This window comes from Bacillus cereus group sp. RP29, from assembly GCF_040459765.1.
In the GTDB taxonomy this organism is placed as follows: domain Bacteria; phylum Bacillota; class Bacilli; order Bacillales; family Bacillaceae_G; genus Bacillus_A; species Bacillus_A paranthracis.
In genome coordinates, this window is record NZ_JARVHN010000001.1 from 1094332 (window position 1) to 1111198 (window position 16867).

Consider the following 16867-nt stretch of genomic DNA (forward strand, 5'->3'; position numbering starts at 1 on the left):
GTGTAAAAGCGAGTGATTTTTTTATTTGTATAAAAGATGAAACACTCCGTCCAAACTATACTAGACGAGGTGTTTTTTTATGGAAATAAAACGGAGAATTACAATTGTTTTAATTTGTTTTATATGTGTCATGTTTATGTTACTTTGTCGTTTAATTCAAATACAAATTATCGATACGGAATCATTTACGGATCGTAAGATTAACTTAATTGAAAAAAGTGTTACACAACGGACGCAATCCATTACGGTAGATGATGGACGCGGCCATTTTATAGATCGTAATGGTAAGGAGATAGGTGAGAAAAAGTATCCTGTTTTAATTGTTTTTCCATTTCTACAATTAAAAAATAACATGTTGGAGAAAATTGCGCATATCATTGGTATGTCGAGACAAGAGATTGAAAGTCAAATGAAACATAAGAAAAGTGCATTTATCCTGCAAAGAGGAAATGAACCACTTCGCTTGGAACGAGAGCAGATGGAGAAGGTGAATCAATTAAATGTATTAGGCATTGTAGCAGCTGAAGTTCGTTTGCGGCAAACTAGCGTGGTGAATCATTTAATTGGTGATGTGGGTGAGAATGAACGAGAATTTCAAAAACGATACGGAGAAGTTAGAAAAATTTCAAAACAAACACCGATTGGCATTTCAGGATTGCAGCAATCATTTGATGAATTTCTTTTGACCGATGGAGAGGCAAAAGTATTGTATCAAGTGGACCGGCAAGGAGAACCGATTTTTGGAAAACAAGCGAAATATACATCGCCTGGAAATCCGTTTTATCCAGTGACGATTCAAACTACTTTACATAACGAGTTACAGAAAAAAGCAGAAGAAGTAGTTGAAGCAAGTGAAATAAAGAAGGGAGGAGTAGTGCTACTTGATGTAAAGAAAAATGAAATTTTAGCAATGGTTAGCAAACCATCTGTACAGGTGAAAGATGAGAGTTTATATAAAACTACACTTGAAAATCAAATGTTAACACCACACTTTCCCGGTTCTGTTTTTAAAACAATAATTGCGGCCGCAGCGATTGATCAAAATGAAAATGTTTTTAATCGCGTATTTAATTGTAATAAAGATTTATATGGTGAAGATCACCCACAAGTTAGGATGGGGACACTTAGTTTTAAAGAGAGCTTTGCTAGAAGCTGTAACAGGACATTTTCAGAGTTAGGAAATGAGCTAATACAAAAGGATAAGATGGTGTTAGAAACTTATGTAGAGGCTTTAGGAGGCGCTGAGAAGGTTGGATGGAGAGGTTCTGTATTTCATACAACTCATTTTGAGCAAATGCCAGAGGAGAAAAGTGTTACGATTTGGGAGAGTGAAGGAAATAAGAATAGTAAAAAAGCGGTAGCGCAAACAGCAATTGGACAGAAAGATGTACGTATGTCACCTCTAGCGATTGCAAATATGATGGCGACGATTGCTAGAGGTGGAGAAAAGATGGAAGTGAAAGCTGTTGAAAAAATAATGTACAAAAATGGAACGGATTTTTATACATTTGAAGACCATACATTAGGTGGGAAACAGCTTTCATATGAAACAGTGAAAACATTACAACAGTTATTAAGGAGCGTTGTAACAACGGAGAAAGGCACAGGAGCAGCATTCAAGTCGTTACCACTAAGTGTCGCTGGAAAATCTGGGACAGCACAAACAGGAAAAGGAACGAAAGAGAATCGTTGGTTTGCAGGTTATTTTCCATATGAAAATCCAAGATATGCTTTAGTTGTCGTGGATATAGAAACGAGTAGCAATGTAAATGCAGTTACACCTATTTTTAAAGCAATCGTAGAATCAATCTATCGATTAGAGAATGAAAAGTAATCTTGCAATTCATAGTAAAATGTTTTCATTTCATGAAAATATTATTGTAAATGTTCAACCTTTCTAGATTTAATGTTACAATAGCAAGTATGAAAAACTGCATGGAGGTTTGAAGAATGGCAGGAGGATCTAGATTCCAACAGAAACAACAAAAACGTCGTCAAAACGGTGTTTTAAATATTGCAATCGCTATTGTACTAGTAGCAGTAGCTATTGTAGCATATCAATTGTTTGTTCCTGACACGAAAGAGCAAGCGTCTTCTAGCGATAAAAAGGTAGCTCAGCAAACAACGAAAGAGAATAAGTCTGAGAAAGCTAAAGGCAAAGAAGAGACGAAGAAGAATGAACAAGAGAAAACAGAGGCTAAGAAGAAAGAAGAAGAAGAGAAGCTAAAGGCTGAAGAAGAACAGAAAAAAGCTGAAGAAGAAGCAAAAGCTAACGAGAAAGTACCAGCTGAAAAAACACAGCCAAAGGCAACTGACGCTTATACGAAACCTTCTTGGAAGCCAGTAGGCACAGAGCAAGGTGCAACACCTGCGATGACGTTTAAAAAAGGTACAGCAGATTGGAATGAGATGAATCAAGCGATTTCAGCTGCAATTGACGTTCCAGTAGAGCAATTAATTATTCATCGAATCGGAAATAACGGTAAGAATAAAGCTTACGGTAACGTACAAGATAAACAAACAGGTAAAAGATATTATGTAAATATTGATTGGGTAGACAATGAAGGCTGGAAACCAGTACTTGTTCAAACTCTAAACTAAAAAAGAGAAGCTCCTTAGGAGCTTCTCTTTTTTAGTTAGCGTAATTTCTTTAATTTAAAATGAACAACCGCGCTATAATATGGTCTTTTACTTTCAGGATCCATAACCATTTGATGCGAGATGTGATGAACTTCAAGCATAAGTGCTTTATTATTATCGATTTGTTCACTGATTTTACGTTCTAAAGAAGCTAAGTCTCCCGCTTCAAAAAATTCTACTTTATCTTCTAACATTTCAAAGGTAAATGACATGAAGACGGCCCCTCTCCTATGTAATCAACTATAGTGTAACAAAGAAAAGAAGGAAATACCATGTACATTTCAATTGACATTTTTAGAAAGAGGGAATATCATACTGATAAAACCGATAAGAAAAAGGGGAATTTTTATGGGTACAGAATTTAATGGTTTATTTGATGAGTGGGCTCATACGTACGACTCATTTGTACAAGGCGAAGATATACAATATAAAGAAGTTTTCGCCCATTATGAGGACATTCTAGAGGATGTAGTTAACAAGTCATTTGGTAACGTATTAGAATTTGGTGTCGGTACAGGTAATTTAACAAATAAATTATTACTTGCTGGCCGCACAGTTTACGGTATAGAACCGTCACGTGAAATGCGCATGATTGCAAAAGAGAAATTGCCAAAAGAGAAATTGCCAAAAGAGTTTTCCATTACAGAAGGTGATTTTCTTTCGTTTGAAGTCCCGAATTCCATTGATACCATAGTAAGCACCTATGCATTTCATCATTTAACAGATGATGAAAAAAATGTAGCGATTGCGAAGTATAGTCAATTGCTAAACAAAGGTGGTAAAATAGTGTTTGCTGATACGATATTTGCAGATCAAGATGCATATGATAAAACTGTTGAAGCAGCAAAACAAAGAGGTTTTCATCAGTTAGCAAACGATTTGCAAACGGAATACTATACACGTATTCCAGTTATGCAGACTATTTTTGAAAACAATGGCTTCCATGTAACGTTTACGAGATTAAATCATTTCGTGTGGGTAATGGAGGCAACTAAGCAATAGAAAGAGGGATTAGATTGAGAATTGCTGTAATTGGAGCAATGGAAGAAGAAGTACGTATTTTACGTGATAAATTAGAACAAGCAGAAACAGAAACGGTTGCGGGTTGTGAATTTACGAAAGGGCAATTAGCAGGACATGAAGTAATCTTGTTAAAGTCTGGTATTGGTAAAGTAAATGCAGCGATGTCAACGACAATTTTATTAGAAAGATATAAGCCTGAAAAAGTCATTAATACTGGTTCAGCTGGTGGATTCCATCATTCTCTAAATGTTGGGGATGTCGTTATTTCAACAGAAGTTCGTCACCATGACGTAGATGTAACAGCATTTAACTATGAGTATGGTCAAGTACCAGGAATGCCGCCTGGATTTAAAGCTGATGAAGCATTAGTTGCATTAGCTGAAAAATGTATGCAGGCAGAAGAAAATATTCAAGTTGTAAAAGGTATGATTGCAACAGGTGATTCATTTATGAGTGATCCGAACCGAGTTGCAGCCATTCGTGATAAATTTGAAAACCTTTATGCAGTAGAAATGGAAGCAGCAGCTGTTGCACAAGTATGCCACCAATATGAAGTTCCGTTTGTTATCATTCGTGCACTTTCTGATATTGCTGGTAAAGAATCAAATGTTTCATTTGATCAATTTTTAGATCAAGCAGCTCTTCATTCTACAAACTTTATCGTAAAAGTATTAGAAGAGTTAAAGTAATGTAACAAAAAGGCAACTGTCTCATATAAAGAAAATACATACAGTTGCCTTTTCTTTATTGGCAAATAAGGGGGAGAACACGATGAATGTATATCGTGGAGTTCATGAGTTAATTGGTCATACACCAATTGTGGAAATTACTCGTTTTTCACTTCCAGAAGGGGTCCGTTTATTTGCAAAGCTTGAATTTTATAACCCAGGCGGAAGCGTTAAGGACCGATTAGGAAGAGAATTAATCGAAGATGCGCTAGAAAAAGGGCTTGTTACAGAGGGCGGAACAATTATTGAACCGACAGCTGGAAATACTGGTATTGGACTGGCACTCGCAGCGTTACAACATGATTTACACGTTATCGTTTGTGTACCAGAGAAATTTAGCATTGAAAAACAAGAATTAATGAAAGCACTAGGCGCAACGGTCGTGCATACGCCGACTGAGCAAGGAATGACCGGTGCAATTGCAAAAGCAAAAGAGTTAGTAAATGAGATACCGAATTCATACTCTCCAAGTCAGTTCGCAAATGAGGCAAATCCTCGTGCATATTTTAAAACATTAGGACCTGAACTTTGGTCGGCACTTAATGGAGAGATTAACATATTTGTTGCTGGAGCAGGAACTGGCGGTACGTTTATGGGGACTGCATCTTATTTAAAAGAAAAAAATGTAGATATAAAAACGGTTATTGTGGAACCAGAAGGATCTATTTTAAATGGTGGTAAAGCTGGCTCACATGAAACAGAAGGGATTGGCCTTGAATTCATCCCGCCATTTTTGAAAACATCTTATTTTGATGAAATTCATACGATTTCTGATCAAAATGCATTTTTACGAGTGAAAGAATTAGCGCAAAAAGAAGGACTTCTTGTTGGGAGCTCTTCAGGAGCAGCATTTCATGCAAGTTTACTTGAAGCAGAGAAAGCGGCGCCAGGTACAAATATCGTAACGATTTTTCCTGATAGTAGTGAGCGCTATTTAAGTAAAGACATATACAAAGGATGGGAATAAAAAATGAGAGCAAAGACAAAGTTAATTCATGGTATTCGCATAGGAGAACCTTCAACTGGATCTGTAAATGTACCGATTTATCAAACGAGTACGTACAAACAAGAAGCAGTTGGTAAGCATCAAGGATATGAATATTCACGTACAGGAAACCCAACACGTGCAGCTTTAGAAGAAATGATTGCGGTATTAGAAAACGGCCATGCTGGTTTCGCATTTGGTTCAGGAATGGCGGCTATTACAGCTACAATTATGTTGTTTTCAAAAGGTGACCACGTTATTTTAACAGATGATGTGTATGGCGGAACGTACCGCGTGATTACGAAAGTGTTAAACCGCTTCGGTATTGAGCATACATTTGTAGATACAACAAACTTAGAGGAAGTTGAAGAAGCGATTCGTCCAAATACGAAAGCGATTTATGTAGAAACACCAACGAATCCGTTACTAAAAATTACTGATATTAAAAAAATATCTACTCTTGCTAAAGAGAAAGATTTATTAACAATTATTGATAACACATTCATGACGCCATATTGGCAGTCGCCGATTTCTTTAGGAGCAGACATTGTACTTCATAGTGCAACGAAATATTTAGGAGGTCATAGTGACGTAGTTGCAGGTTTAGTAGTTGTAAATAGTCCGCAATTAGCAGAAGACCTTCACTTCGTACAAAACTCAACAGGAGGCATTCTTGGCCCGCAAGATAGTTTCTTACTACTTCGTGGTTTAAAAACATTAGGAATTCGAATGGAAGAGCATGAAACGAATTCACGCGCAATTGCTGAGTTTTTAAATAATCATCCAAAAGTGAATAAAGTATATTATCCAGGCCTTGAGTCACATCAAAACCATGAACTGGCAACAGAACAGGCAAATGGATTTGGTGCTATTATCTCATTTGATGTAGATAGCGAAGAAACATTAAATAAAGTACTTGAGAGATTACAATACTTTACGCTGGCTGAAAGTTTAGGAGCAGTAGAAAGTTTAATTTCTATCCCATCTCAAATGACGCATGCATCAATCCCAGCAGATCGTCGCAAAGAATTAGGAATTACAGATACATTAATTCGAATTTCTGTCGGTATTGAAGACGGAGAAGATTTAATTGAAGATTTAGCACAAGCGTTAGCATAGTAAAAATGCACTGCTAGTATAGGCAGTGCATTTTTACTATATTAATTTGTGAAATATTTCACAAATTAGACAAACACAAATAAAATAAATTCATGTATATTAAGTTCATGAAGTGTTACCCACGAACAAACTTGTGAAATGTTTCACAAACAATGAGGTTCATGTAGGAAAGCAATTCTATTTTTTTGCGCTAATCAGGACTAATTATGACCTGTAGGGTCTTATTTAGTCCAAGATAGCAGAATAGGAGGAATTTACATGGTAGTCAAAGAGAAAGTTGTAAATGAAATGCAGGAAGTAAAAGAGATGATTGATACGTTAGTGAATAACGGTCAGAGAGCTTTACAAGCATTAGAAAGTTTTACACAAGAGCAAATTGACAACATTGTTCATGAAATGGCATTAGCAGGTGTTGATCAACATATGCCGCTTGCGAAGTTGGCTGTTGAAGAAACAGGTCGTGGTGTATACGAAGATAAATGTATTAAAAATATTTTTGCTACTGAATATATTTGGCATAGCATAAAGAAAGATAAAACAGTAGGGATTATTCACGAAGATCCTCATGAAGAAATAATAGAAATTGCGGAGCCCGTCGGTGTAGTAGCTGGGGTAACGCCAGTAACGAATCCAACATCGACAACAATGTTTAAAGCATTAATCGCGATAAAAACGAGAAATCCAATTATTTTCGCATTTCATCCTTCAGCACAAAACTGTTCTGTTGCAGCCGCGAAAACAGTATATGATGCAGCGGTGAAGGCGGGGGCACCAAAATATTGTATTCAGTGGATTGAAAGACCTTCTGTCGAAGCAACGAAACAATTAATGAACCATGAAGGTGTTGCGCTTGTTTTGGCAACTGGAGGGGCTGGTATGGTGAAATCAGCTTATTCTACTGGAAAACCAGCGCTAGGTGTAGGTCCTGGTAATGTACCATGTTATATAGAGAAATCAGCGCATATAAAACGAGCGGTTAATGATTTGATTTTATCAAAAACATTTGATAACGGGATGATTTGTGCATCAGAACAAGCAATCATTGTAGACAAGGAAATTTATAATGATGTGAAAACAGAAATGATTACAAATGATTGTTACTTTGTAACAGAGGAAGAGAGAGGAAAATTAGAAAAGCTTGTTATTAATGAAAATACATGTGCAGTAAATAGTGATATTGTAGGGAAATCTGCACAGTATATTGCCGAATTAGTTGGAATTACTGTACCTAAAAATACAAAAATACTTGTAGCTGAAATACAAGGCATCGGAGCCGCATATCCACTATCTCGTGAGAAGTTAAGTCCAGTATTAGCTTGTGTAAAAGCAAATTCATTAGAAGAAGGATTTACATATTGTGAAGAAATGTTAAACCTCGGTGGTTTAGGGCATTCAGCAGTTATCCATTCTGTAAATAAAGAAGTGCAAAAGCAATTTGGATTACGTATGAAAGCTTGTCGCCTTATTGTAAATGCTCCTTCATCACAAGGTGGGATCGGTGACATATATAATGGATTTATTCCATCACTTACGCTTGGCTGCGGTTCCTACGGGAAAAACTCGGTTTCTCAAAACGTAACAGCGACGCATTTATTAAATATAAAAAGGTTGGCAAATAGAAAAAAGAATATGCAGTGGTTCAAATTACCACCAAAAATTTATTTTGAAAAACATGCGACAGCATATTTAGCAAATATGCCTAACATTTCACGTGCGTTTATTGTAACGGATCCAGGAATGGTTGAGCACGGATATGTAGATACGGTTACGCATTATTTACGTAAACATGCAAATGATGTGAAAGTTGAAGTTTTCTTTGAGGTTGAGCCAGATCCGTCAGATGAAACTGTGTTTAAAGGTGCGGAAATGATGAGAAGTTTTCAGCCTGATGTCATTATTGCACTTGGTGGTGGTTCAGCGATGGATGCAGCGAAAGGAATGTGGCTTTTCTATGAGCACCCAGAAACAACATTCTATGGAATTAAACAGAAGTTTTTAGATATAAGAAAACGTACATGTAAATATCCGGAATTAGGAAGTAAGGCGCAGTTTGTTGCTATTCCAACAACATCTGGAACAGGATCAGAAGTGACACCATTTGCGGTTATTACAGATAAGAAAAATAATATAAAGTATCCACTTGCCGATTATGAATTAACGCCAGATGTAGCAATTGTTGATCCACAATTTGTAATGACAGTACCACCACATGTAACAGCAGACACTGGGATGGACGTATTAACGCATGCAATCGAGGCGTATGTGTCTGTTTTAGCAAATGACTATACAGATGGATTAGCACTAAAGGCAATTGATCTCGTATTTAAATATTTACCAAGAGCATTTAAAGATGGACATGATGAAGAAGCACGAGAAAAAATGCATAATGCTTCTGCAATTGCAGGGATGGCATTTGCAAATGCTTTCCTAGGTATTAATCACAGTTTAGCACATAAAATTGGACCAGAATTTCATATTCCGCATGGGCGTGCGAATGCAATTCTTATGCCGCACGTAGTTCGCTATAATGCTATTAAGCCAAGAAAACACGCATTGTTCCCAAAATATGAGCATTTTGTAGCTGATGAACGCTATGCACATATTGCGAGAATGCTCGGGCTACCAGCAAGTTCGGTGGCAGAAGGTGTAGAATCACTCGTCAAAGCAATTATTGATCTTGGAAAAAGTTTAAATATAAATATGAGTATTGCGGGACAAGGAGTTGCTAAAGACCAATTTGAAGAGGTTGTTGGATTATTAGCAGAAAGAGCTTTTGAAGATCAATGTACAACAGCTAATCCGAAATTACCTCTCATTTCAGAGCTGAAAGAAATTTATATGAAAGCATATAAAGGTGAGTAATGGTTATGAAAGAGTCGCAATAAAGCGGCTCTTTTTCTTTTGGAAAACATCTCCCAGAATGGCTGTATTTACTTGTCTTTAAGTTTAGTAGAATATGATACAGTGAAATGGAGGAGTGAGAATATAATGAAAGAATTACAAGAGAAAATAGAAGATTATACTCGGTTCGGACAAATTCTTCTCGCTGTAAGTACATTGTTAATGGTTGGCTTATTGATTCCAAATGGAGCAAAAGAAACGATACAATTTTTTGTTATGATGGGGAGCATCGTTATATTTTTAAGTTTATCTTTCTTTTTCTTTCAGCGTGTGAAAGTGATGCGAGACAAGTTAGAGGGAAACGAATGTGAATAATATTGATAAATAGTGCGTTACAAAAAGAAGGAATCTTTTTGTAACGCTTTTTGTTTTTTTCTAGAAAATGTATGTGTTTCATATTGACAATGATAATCCTTATCAATTAAAGTAGAATAGTAGTTAATGATTATCATTATCAATTAGAGGTGGAAGAATGAAAAAATCTATTACGCTATTTACAGCGATTTTATCTATTTTTTTCTTATTAATAGGTTGCAGTGCAAAGGGAGACGAAAAAGCAGCGGCAACAAAAACAGAAAAAGGAGAAGAGAAAATAGAAGTTACCGACCTGTCAGGAAGAAAGGTAATATTCGATAAAGTGCCAGAGAGTTTTGCAACATTAAGTATGGGAGACATGAATATTATTCATGCTTTAGGCGGAAAAATAGTGGGTCGTCCGGATGCAAAAATAACTCTTCCAGAGGATATAAAGAAAGTACAAGTAATCGGAAATGCACATCAGCCGAATTTTGAGCAAATTGCCAGCTTAAAGCCCGATGTACTTATTGCTAATAATGGGTTCCAAAAGAATGTTCCAACGGTTGAAGGGCAAGGAACGAAAGTAATGATTTCTTCTACGAATTCTGTACAAGATATTCTAAAGAATATTGAACTATACGGAACGATAATGAAAAAAGAAGATAAAGCAAAAGAACTTAACCAAAAAATTACGAATCAAATGAAGACATATGAGAAAAAGAGTGATGTGAAAGCATTGCTAGTGTATGGAGCACCTGGTACTTATTTAGCAGCATTACCAACTTCTTTATCAGGTGATATTTTAGAGAAAACAGGTGGGAAAAATATTGCCGCTGATTTTCCAGAAATGAAGGAATATCCGCAATATGCACAGCTAAGTGTAGAACGCATTATTGAGGCGAATCCTGATGTGATTTACTTAATTACACATGGAGATCCAAATAGCGTTAAAAAAGCATTTGAAGGTGAAATGATGAAAAATGAAGCGTGGAAAAATTTAGATGCAGTAAAACAAAATCGCGTAGTTATTTTGCCACCAGACTTATTTGGATCAAATCCTGGAACAAAAGTTACAGAAGCGATGGACTTTATGTATAAAAGTATACAAGATGTAAGGAAATGATAAGTATGGAAAGTAGTGAAGTAGTAAGGGAAAAGGAACATCCTTTTGCGAAAAAAAGATGGATCATAGCAGTTACCTTAGTTGTATTAACGGTTTTATGTCTTTTTTACGGTCTTTTCGCAGGAAGCCTATCCTTTTCTTTACGAGATATTGTAACAGGGATACAAGATGAAGGTTCGACAGTTCATCGAATTGTATGGGACCTTCGTATACCAAGAGTGCTCGTTGGATTTATAGTAGGAACATGTTTAGCTGCATCTGGCGCAATGCTGCAAGGGGTGATGAGAAATCCTCTTGCAGACCCTGGTATTATCGGGGTGTCATCTGGAGCAGGCCTTGTTGCAATTGTAATTATGATTTTATTCCCTCAGCATATGGCGTTTTTACCACTCGGTGCGTTTTTAGGAGCTTTCATAACGGCGATGATCATTTATGCTTTATCATGGCAAAAAGGGGCGCCACCTTCAAGAATTGTCTTAGTAGGTGTGTCAATTAATGCATTAATAGGTGCAGCGACGTCAGCATTAATGTTATTACATAGTGACAAAGTACAATCCGTGTTACCGTGGTTAGCGGGTGGTATTGGCGGTGTAAGTTGGGCACATTTACATATGATTATTTATTATGCAATATTCGCTATTATACTGGCCTTCTTCGGTATCAAGCATATTCGAGTATTAATGCTTGGAGATGAAATGGCGAAATTATTAGGTCATAACGTGGAGAGAAGTCGTTTTTATTTAATAGTAGTAAGCACATTATTAGCTGGAATAGCAGTTAGTGTTTCTGGTCTTATTGGATTTGTCGGCCTTGTCGTACCACATATGTTACGTTTATTAGTTGGAAATGACTATAAATATTTACTGCCATTATCATGCCTTGGCGGAGGGATATTACTTGTTTTCGCGGATGCGATAGCTCGAAGTTGGTTTGATCCAATTGAATTGCCTGTCGGTATTTTATTATCCTTCTTAGGCGGTCCGTTCTTCTTATATTTAATTCATAGAGGGGGAAAACAGCGTGATTTCCGTTAATAAAGTGTTTTACGCACATTCTGAAAGATTTCAAATGCAAAATATGAATGTACATATTAAAGCTGGAGAAGTCGTTAGTTTGATTGGACCGAATGGATCTGGGAAATCTACTTTGCTTCGTTTAATAGCAAGACTACTTAAACAAAGCGAAGGGGATATCGTTTTAGATGGAAAAAGTATTCATACGATGAAAAGTGCCGATGTAGCGAAGCAATTAGCGATGTTACCACAAATGCATGATCATCAATTAGATTTAACAGTGAAAGAATTAATCGAATTTGGAAGAGGCCCTCATAAGTTATGGAGAGGTCGCTTAAATAAAGAAGATGAAGAAATTGTTGATTGGGCATTGTCTGTTACAAATCTTGAAGGGTATGAATATCGTCTTTTACAATCTTTATCAGGAGGGGAAAGACAACGCGCTTGGATTGCAATGACGCTAGCACAACGTACGAATGTCTTATTATTGGATGAGCCAACAACTTTTTTAGATATCGTTCATCAGTTGGAAGTAATGGAACTTGTGAAACGACTAAACGAGGAATTTGGCATGACAATTATAATGGTTTTACATGATATTAACCAAGCGGCTCAATATAGTGATCGTTTACTCGTATTAAAGCGAGGGAAGCTTCAGTATGATGGTATACCAGAAGAAGTGTTATGTCATGAAATGTTTCAACATGTATTTGGCATAGAGGTAGATATTTTTCAAGGAAGCGATAAGCCATTTTTTACACCGAAACGAATTTCTAAAAAAGGAGGAGCAAAATGCGAACAGAAGAACGTGTTACCACTGAGTTAGTAAGGGAATTTGTTATGGCAGCTCACGGAGATTTAGAAAAAGTACAAGAACTGTTGGCTGAATCGCCAAGTTTACTTCATGCTTCTTACAATTGGGGTGGATCAGATTGGGAAAGTGCGTTAGGAGCAGCGGCACATGTAGGGCGTAAAGATATTGCTCTTTACTTATTAGAAAAGGGTGCTCGAATGGATATTTTCGCGGCCGCTATGCTGGGGGAATTAGAAGTTGTACAAGCTATTTTAGTAGCACAACCAGAAGCATTACGTGCATCTGGTCCACATGGTATTTCTCTTCTGCAACATGCACGAATGGGTGGAGAAAAAGCACAGCGTGTATTTGACTACTTAACGGTGCTTTCTTACTGACCGCCAAAGTTCTTATGTGCGGTAAACTTTTCACTTTTATATAATTGGAAAGTTTACCGCCCGTTAGAACGGGATAAGTATCTAGTGTATTTGAAAATCCTACACCCCCCTCAATTGTAGTTTTCTTTATGCTAGTTATGATATGGATGCAGTAGACAATATTTGTCTACTGCCTTTTTTAAATTCTTTTGAGATTGAATATTCTGTATTTTAATGTTAGTTCATTTATAATAGATAGTAACATTTAGTATGGATACAAGACGTGAGCGTGTAATGAAGTACAAATTCGTGGGAAGGAGTGCAGAAATGTTTCATACAGATCGTTTACAAATTCGCAAATATACAATGGATGATTTACAGTTCTACGCTTCACTATGGGGAAATGAGAAGGTAATGCGCTATATTGGAAATGGGACGTTAAAAACATATATGCAGTGTAAAAAAAGTTTGGAGGAGTGGGTGATTCCTAGCTATAAAAACGGTCTCGGTTTATTTGTATTGATTGAAAAGGAAACGGGAATACGAATTGGTCATGCAGGATTAGTAAAGCAGCAAATAGATGGAAAAGAGGAAATTGAAATTGGTTATTGGTTATTCCCTCAGTATTGGGGAAAAGGGTATGCGAAAGAAGCAGCGGCAGCATTTCGAGATTATGGCTTCCAAGCGTTACGAATGAATAAATTAATCTCTCTTATTAATCCGGATCACCCCGCCTCAATCTTTGTTGCTAGAAAAACGGGGCTTAGTTATGAGAAAACAACTTCATTTCATGGGATGGATGTTCTCGTTTATTCCATTAGGCGCATTGGATGAAAAAAGGTGAATTGCATCTTTTGAAGAATGGTATATAAAAATAAAGGGGGGATTACATGTACATTTATCATAATGGACTTATTATTCGTGAGGGAACGAATGGTGTACCTGCATATGCAATTAAAACTTTATTCGAAGATGCCGGTTGGAGCAATGATAATATCCCTTCTTGGCAAATTGAAAAATTCACGATAGCATTTGAAAATTCAACATGGGCATTCACAATTTGGGATGAAGAAGAGATGATTGCGATGGTTAGAGTCATTTCTGATGGAATCATGGTCGCCAACATAGTAAATTTAGTTGTGAAATGTGAATATAGAGGGAAGGGATTAGGTAAGAAACTTGTTGCTCTTTGTTTGCAAAAATTGCCACATGGTGACTGGTTTGCGCATACTTCTGCGAGTAATTTTGATTTTTATAGAAGTTGTGGTTTTGAGGTGAGAGAGTTATCGAGAAATGGAACATGTGCGTACTATGGATATCAAATAGCCAAAAAAGAGGGGCACCGATAAGGAGAAAAAGTAGAACAGAAAAAGGCTTACTATTTTAATAATATAAACTGAACTAAGATTCATTTTATGATAAAATGAAAGAAAATTCTGTTTATTATTAGGGGGATAAAAATGAGTATAAAAGTTGGGGATGTATTTAAATATGAAAGAAGATTTACTGAGGAAGAGGTTTTTGAATTTGCAAATATTACAGGGGATAAAGGTAGGCATCATATGGAATATGATGAAAATGGACGTTTAATGGTTCATGGTTTATTGACTGCTAGTATTGGAACGAAAGTAGGCGAAGAATTACATTACATAGCAAGAGAATTAGTAAGTGAGTTTATTAGACCAGTTTTTACAGGAGATACGATCACTTGTGAATTAACTTTAACGAATGTTGAACAGATGGAAGGATACAAAAAGGTTTCAATCGAGTCAGTTTATCGCAATCAACACGAAAAGACTGTACTAGTTGGGACAAGCTATGGAGTTATAAGAGGATAAAAAGAAGCCTGATTTACAGGCTTCTTTTTTTAATAAACACGTTTTCGATTTTCTGCATGACTAGAGATGAGTAATAATGCAGTTTCGTCTCCTATATTACGAACGATATGAGGAACACATGCATTCCAGGAGAAAGAATCTCCTTCTTCTACAATTGCAACATCTTCTCCATGTTGAACTTCTAGTTTTCCGCGTAATACAAGGTGACATTCTTCTCCTTCATGGGCATTTGGTGTGTTTTCTTTCGGAAACCCAGCAGGAATTTCTACGAGATTGAGGCGAAGGCCACCTTGCTCTGCAACATGTTCAATTCTTTGTTCATCTTTTCCGTATACACTATATTTACGCTCTACCTTTTTGACAACTTTCAATCGATCTTTTTGTTCTAACAATAAATAGGGAAGAGGAACGTTTAAAAAATTGGAGATCGTTTCTAAAGTTGAGATAGATGGTGATGTTTTATTATTTTCAACCTGACTCATAAACCCTTTAGAAAGACCTGTTCCTTCACAAATTTGTGCAATTGTTATGCCTCTACGTTGACGAATTTCACGTATTGCAGAACCAATATTCATAAAATCAAGCTCCTTTTTATAAACAACTATTTGTATCATAGCAAAAAAAATATATATTTTCCCAGTGAAAATGAATTGACGAATAAAAAAAATTAGTGTATGTTTTGTAATGTAAATAAAAGTTTTGTATAAGAAAACTATAAAGGAGAGAAAGAAATGAATCAACATATTGGTAACTTAATTATTCGTATCGTGTTAGGGGTAACGTTCTTTATGCACGGTTTAACAAAATTCCAATCGGGAATTGACAATATTGCAGGGTGGTTCACAAGTATTGGTTTACCAGGAGGACTTGCATACGGTGTAGCAACAGTTGAATTAGTTGGCGGTCTATTATTAATTCTAGGTTTAGGTGTAAGATATATTGGATTATTATTTGCACTAGTTATGGTTGGAGCAATTGTAAAAGTAAAATGGTCAGCTGGTTTATTAGGAGATGGAAAAAATCCTGGTTTCGAATTAGAGCTTGCATTGTTAGCAATGGGTGCGTACTTATTTGTTGCGAAAGCGGATGGTTTTGTAGATAATTTCTTAAAAGAGAAAATGTCAAAGAAGAACTAATTTAAATGGGAGGCTAACAAGATGAGTTTTCAACTTCATCCCGATACAACACTTGATGTTGTTCATTTATATGTATCAAATATAAAGAAATCACTAGAGTTTTATACAGAAGTACTACGTATGAAAGTGCTAAAAGAAGATGAAATGGTCGTTACATTTGGGAATGAAAATAACGAACCACTCCTTATCATTGAAGAAAAGAAAGAAGCCTTACCAAAGCAAAGAGGGAGAACGGGTTTATATCATTACGCAATTTTATTACCGAGCAGACAGGATTTAGCGAATATCCTTCGTCATCTTGTAGAAATGGTTTATCCACTGCACGGCGGAGCTGACCATTACTTTAGTGAGGCCCTTTATTTAGCTGATCCAGATGGAAACGGGATTGAAATTTATCATGATCGCCAAAAAGAAGTTTGGCGTGATGAGAATGGAGAGCTACCATTTGTTAGTAACCCGTTAGCTGGTGAAGAATTATTACAGCAAGGAAGTACATGGAGTGGGTTTCCAGCTGGTACTGTGATGGGACATATTCATTTCCATGTAGCTGATTTGGAAGAAGCGAAACGTTTCTATGTGGATGGTCTTGGCTTTGAAGTAACGATTCCAGCCCGTAATGGGGCGCTCTTTGTATCGGCAGGTGGCTACCATCACCATATCGGTTTAAATACGTGGCAAGGTGAAGGAATACTACCGCAAATGCCAAATTCCGTTGGCTTGAAATATTTCACAATTGTATTAGCAAATGAAAAACAAAAAGAGCAAGTATGTGAAAGCTTAAAAAATATTGGCAAGATTGCTACGTACAAAGATGGAATATTACAAGTAGAGGATCCATTTGGACATTGTATCCATTTCAAAATAAAAGGAGAAGCCTAATAAAGGCTTCTCTTT

General features: G+C 36.4%; 19 protein-coding genes. 17 read left to right on the top strand and 2 right to left on the bottom strand.

What is annotated here, in order from left to right:
* Nucleotides 1-79 precede the first annotated feature (79 nt).
* Both QCI47_RS05660 and QCI47_RS05665 read left to right on the top strand, forming a co-directional pair.
* The gene (locus QCI47_RS05660; RefSeq protein ID WP_000403943.1) at nucleotides 80-1834 is read left to right on the top strand and encodes a peptidoglycan D,D-transpeptidase FtsI family protein; all 1755 of its coding nucleotides are present in this window, start codon (nucleotides 80-82) and stop codon (nucleotides 1832-1834) included.
* A 116-nt stretch (nucleotides 1835-1950) separates the two neighbouring features.
* The gene (locus tag QCI47_RS05665) at nucleotides 1951-2601 is read left to right on the top strand and encodes a YrrS family protein (protein WP_000897107.1); all 651 of its coding nucleotides are present in this window, start codon (nucleotides 1951-1953) and stop codon (nucleotides 2599-2601) included.
* A 35-nt stretch (nucleotides 2602-2636) separates the two neighbouring features.
* On the opposite strand, the gene QCI47_RS05670 is transcribed toward QCI47_RS05665, so the two are convergent.
* Nucleotides 2637-2852, bottom strand: a complete 216-nt coding sequence (locus QCI47_RS05670) for a YrzA family protein (RefSeq protein WP_000010984.1) — start codon at nucleotides 2850-2852, stop codon at nucleotides 2637-2639.
* 136 nt (nucleotides 2853-2988) lie between these two features.
* Between QCI47_RS05670 and QCI47_RS05675 the strand changes: the two genes are divergently transcribed.
* The 13 genes from QCI47_RS05675 to QCI47_RS05735 all read left to right on the top strand — a co-directional run bounded on the left by QCI47_RS05675 (nucleotide 2989) and on the right by QCI47_RS05735 (nucleotide 14837).
* On the top strand, nucleotides 2989-3642 hold the full coding sequence (locus tag QCI47_RS05675) for a class I SAM-dependent methyltransferase (protein ID WP_353811716.1): 654 nt from the start codon (nucleotides 2989-2991) through the stop codon (nucleotides 3640-3642).
* Between the two features lie 14 nt (nucleotides 3643-3656).
* Nucleotides 3657-4352 (top strand): 5'-methylthioadenosine/S-adenosylhomocysteine nucleosidase, encoded by a 696-nt coding sequence (gene mtnN, locus QCI47_RS05680; protein WP_001217039.1) that lies wholly within the window; start codon nucleotides 3657-3659, stop codon nucleotides 4350-4352.
* A gap of 82 nt (nucleotides 4353-4434) precedes the next feature.
* Nucleotides 4435-5358 (top strand): O-acetylserine dependent cystathionine beta-synthase, encoded by a 924-nt coding sequence (locus QCI47_RS05685; protein WP_001103856.1) that lies wholly within the window; start codon nucleotides 4435-4437, stop codon nucleotides 5356-5358.
* A 3-nt stretch (nucleotides 5359-5361) separates the two neighbouring features.
* On the top strand, nucleotides 5362-6495 hold the full coding sequence (locus QCI47_RS05690; RefSeq protein WP_001201909.1) for a bifunctional cystathionine gamma-lyase/homocysteine desulfhydrase: 1134 nt from the start codon (nucleotides 5362-5364) through the stop codon (nucleotides 6493-6495).
* 258 nt (nucleotides 6496-6753) lie between these two features.
* Complete coding sequence (adhE, locus tag QCI47_RS05695; RefSeq protein WP_353811717.1) at nucleotides 6754-9357, top strand: bifunctional acetaldehyde-CoA/alcohol dehydrogenase; 2604 nt, start codon at nucleotides 6754-6756, stop codon at nucleotides 9355-9357.
* Nucleotides 9358-9483: 126 nt separating this feature from the next.
* Nucleotides 9484-9711: a YrhC family protein gene (locus QCI47_RS05700; protein ID WP_000661441.1), complete on the top strand. Its 228-nt coding sequence runs from the start codon at nucleotides 9484-9486 to the stop codon at nucleotides 9709-9711.
* Between the two features lie 157 nt (nucleotides 9712-9868).
* Nucleotides 9869-10816, top strand: a complete 948-nt coding sequence (locus QCI47_RS05705) for a helical backbone metal receptor (RefSeq protein ID WP_309422275.1) — start codon at nucleotides 9869-9871, stop codon at nucleotides 10814-10816.
* A gap of 5 nt (nucleotides 10817-10821) precedes the next feature.
* Entirely contained in the window at nucleotides 10822-11850 is a 1029-nt protein-coding gene (locus tag QCI47_RS05710) for a FecCD family ABC transporter permease (protein WP_061185420.1), read from the top strand.
* Nucleotides 11837-12655 (top strand): ABC transporter ATP-binding protein, encoded by an 819-nt coding sequence (locus QCI47_RS05715; protein ID WP_000626533.1) that lies wholly within the window; start codon nucleotides 11837-11839, stop codon nucleotides 12653-12655. Before QCI47_RS05710 ends, QCI47_RS05715 begins: the two co-directional genes overlap by 14 nt.
* Nucleotides 12622-13020 carry an ankyrin repeat domain-containing protein gene (locus QCI47_RS05720; RefSeq protein ID WP_001258470.1) on the top strand — a complete coding sequence of 133 codons (399 nt, stop codon included), beginning with the start codon at nucleotides 12622-12624 and terminating at the stop codon, nucleotides 13018-13020. Before QCI47_RS05715 ends, QCI47_RS05720 begins: the two co-directional genes overlap by 34 nt.
* 273 nt (nucleotides 13021-13293) lie before the next feature.
* Nucleotides 13294-13833 (top strand): GNAT family N-acetyltransferase, encoded by a 540-nt coding sequence (locus QCI47_RS05725; protein WP_483299109.1) that lies wholly within the window; start codon nucleotides 13294-13296, stop codon nucleotides 13831-13833.
* A 56-nt stretch (nucleotides 13834-13889) separates the two neighbouring features.
* Nucleotides 13890-14348: a GNAT family N-acetyltransferase gene (locus QCI47_RS05730; RefSeq protein WP_000276116.1), complete on the top strand. Its 459-nt coding sequence runs from the start codon at nucleotides 13890-13892 to the stop codon at nucleotides 14346-14348.
* A 111-nt stretch (nucleotides 14349-14459) separates the two neighbouring features.
* Nucleotides 14460-14837, top strand: a complete 378-nt coding sequence (locus QCI47_RS05735) for a hotdog family protein (RefSeq protein ID WP_000025011.1) — start codon at nucleotides 14460-14462, stop codon at nucleotides 14835-14837.
* Nucleotides 14838-14866: 29 nt separating this feature from the next.
* Here the strand turns inward: QCI47_RS05735 and QCI47_RS05740 are convergent, their stop codons facing one another.
* Nucleotides 14867-15412 (bottom strand): helix-turn-helix domain-containing protein, encoded by a 546-nt coding sequence (locus QCI47_RS05740; protein ID WP_061132126.1) that lies wholly within the window; start codon nucleotides 15410-15412, stop codon nucleotides 14867-14869.
* A gap of 156 nt (nucleotides 15413-15568) precedes the next feature.
* Between QCI47_RS05740 and QCI47_RS05745 the strand changes: the two genes are divergently transcribed.
* Nucleotides 15569-15973, top strand: coding sequence for a DoxX family protein (locus tag QCI47_RS05745; RefSeq protein ID WP_001071557.1), 405 nt, complete (start codon nucleotides 15569-15571; stop codon nucleotides 15971-15973).
* A gap of 21 nt (nucleotides 15974-15994) precedes the next feature.
* Nucleotides 15995-16852 (top strand): VOC family protein, encoded by an 858-nt coding sequence (locus QCI47_RS05750; protein ID WP_071741859.1) that lies wholly within the window; start codon nucleotides 15995-15997, stop codon nucleotides 16850-16852.
* Nucleotides 16853-16867 lie beyond the last annotated feature (15 nt).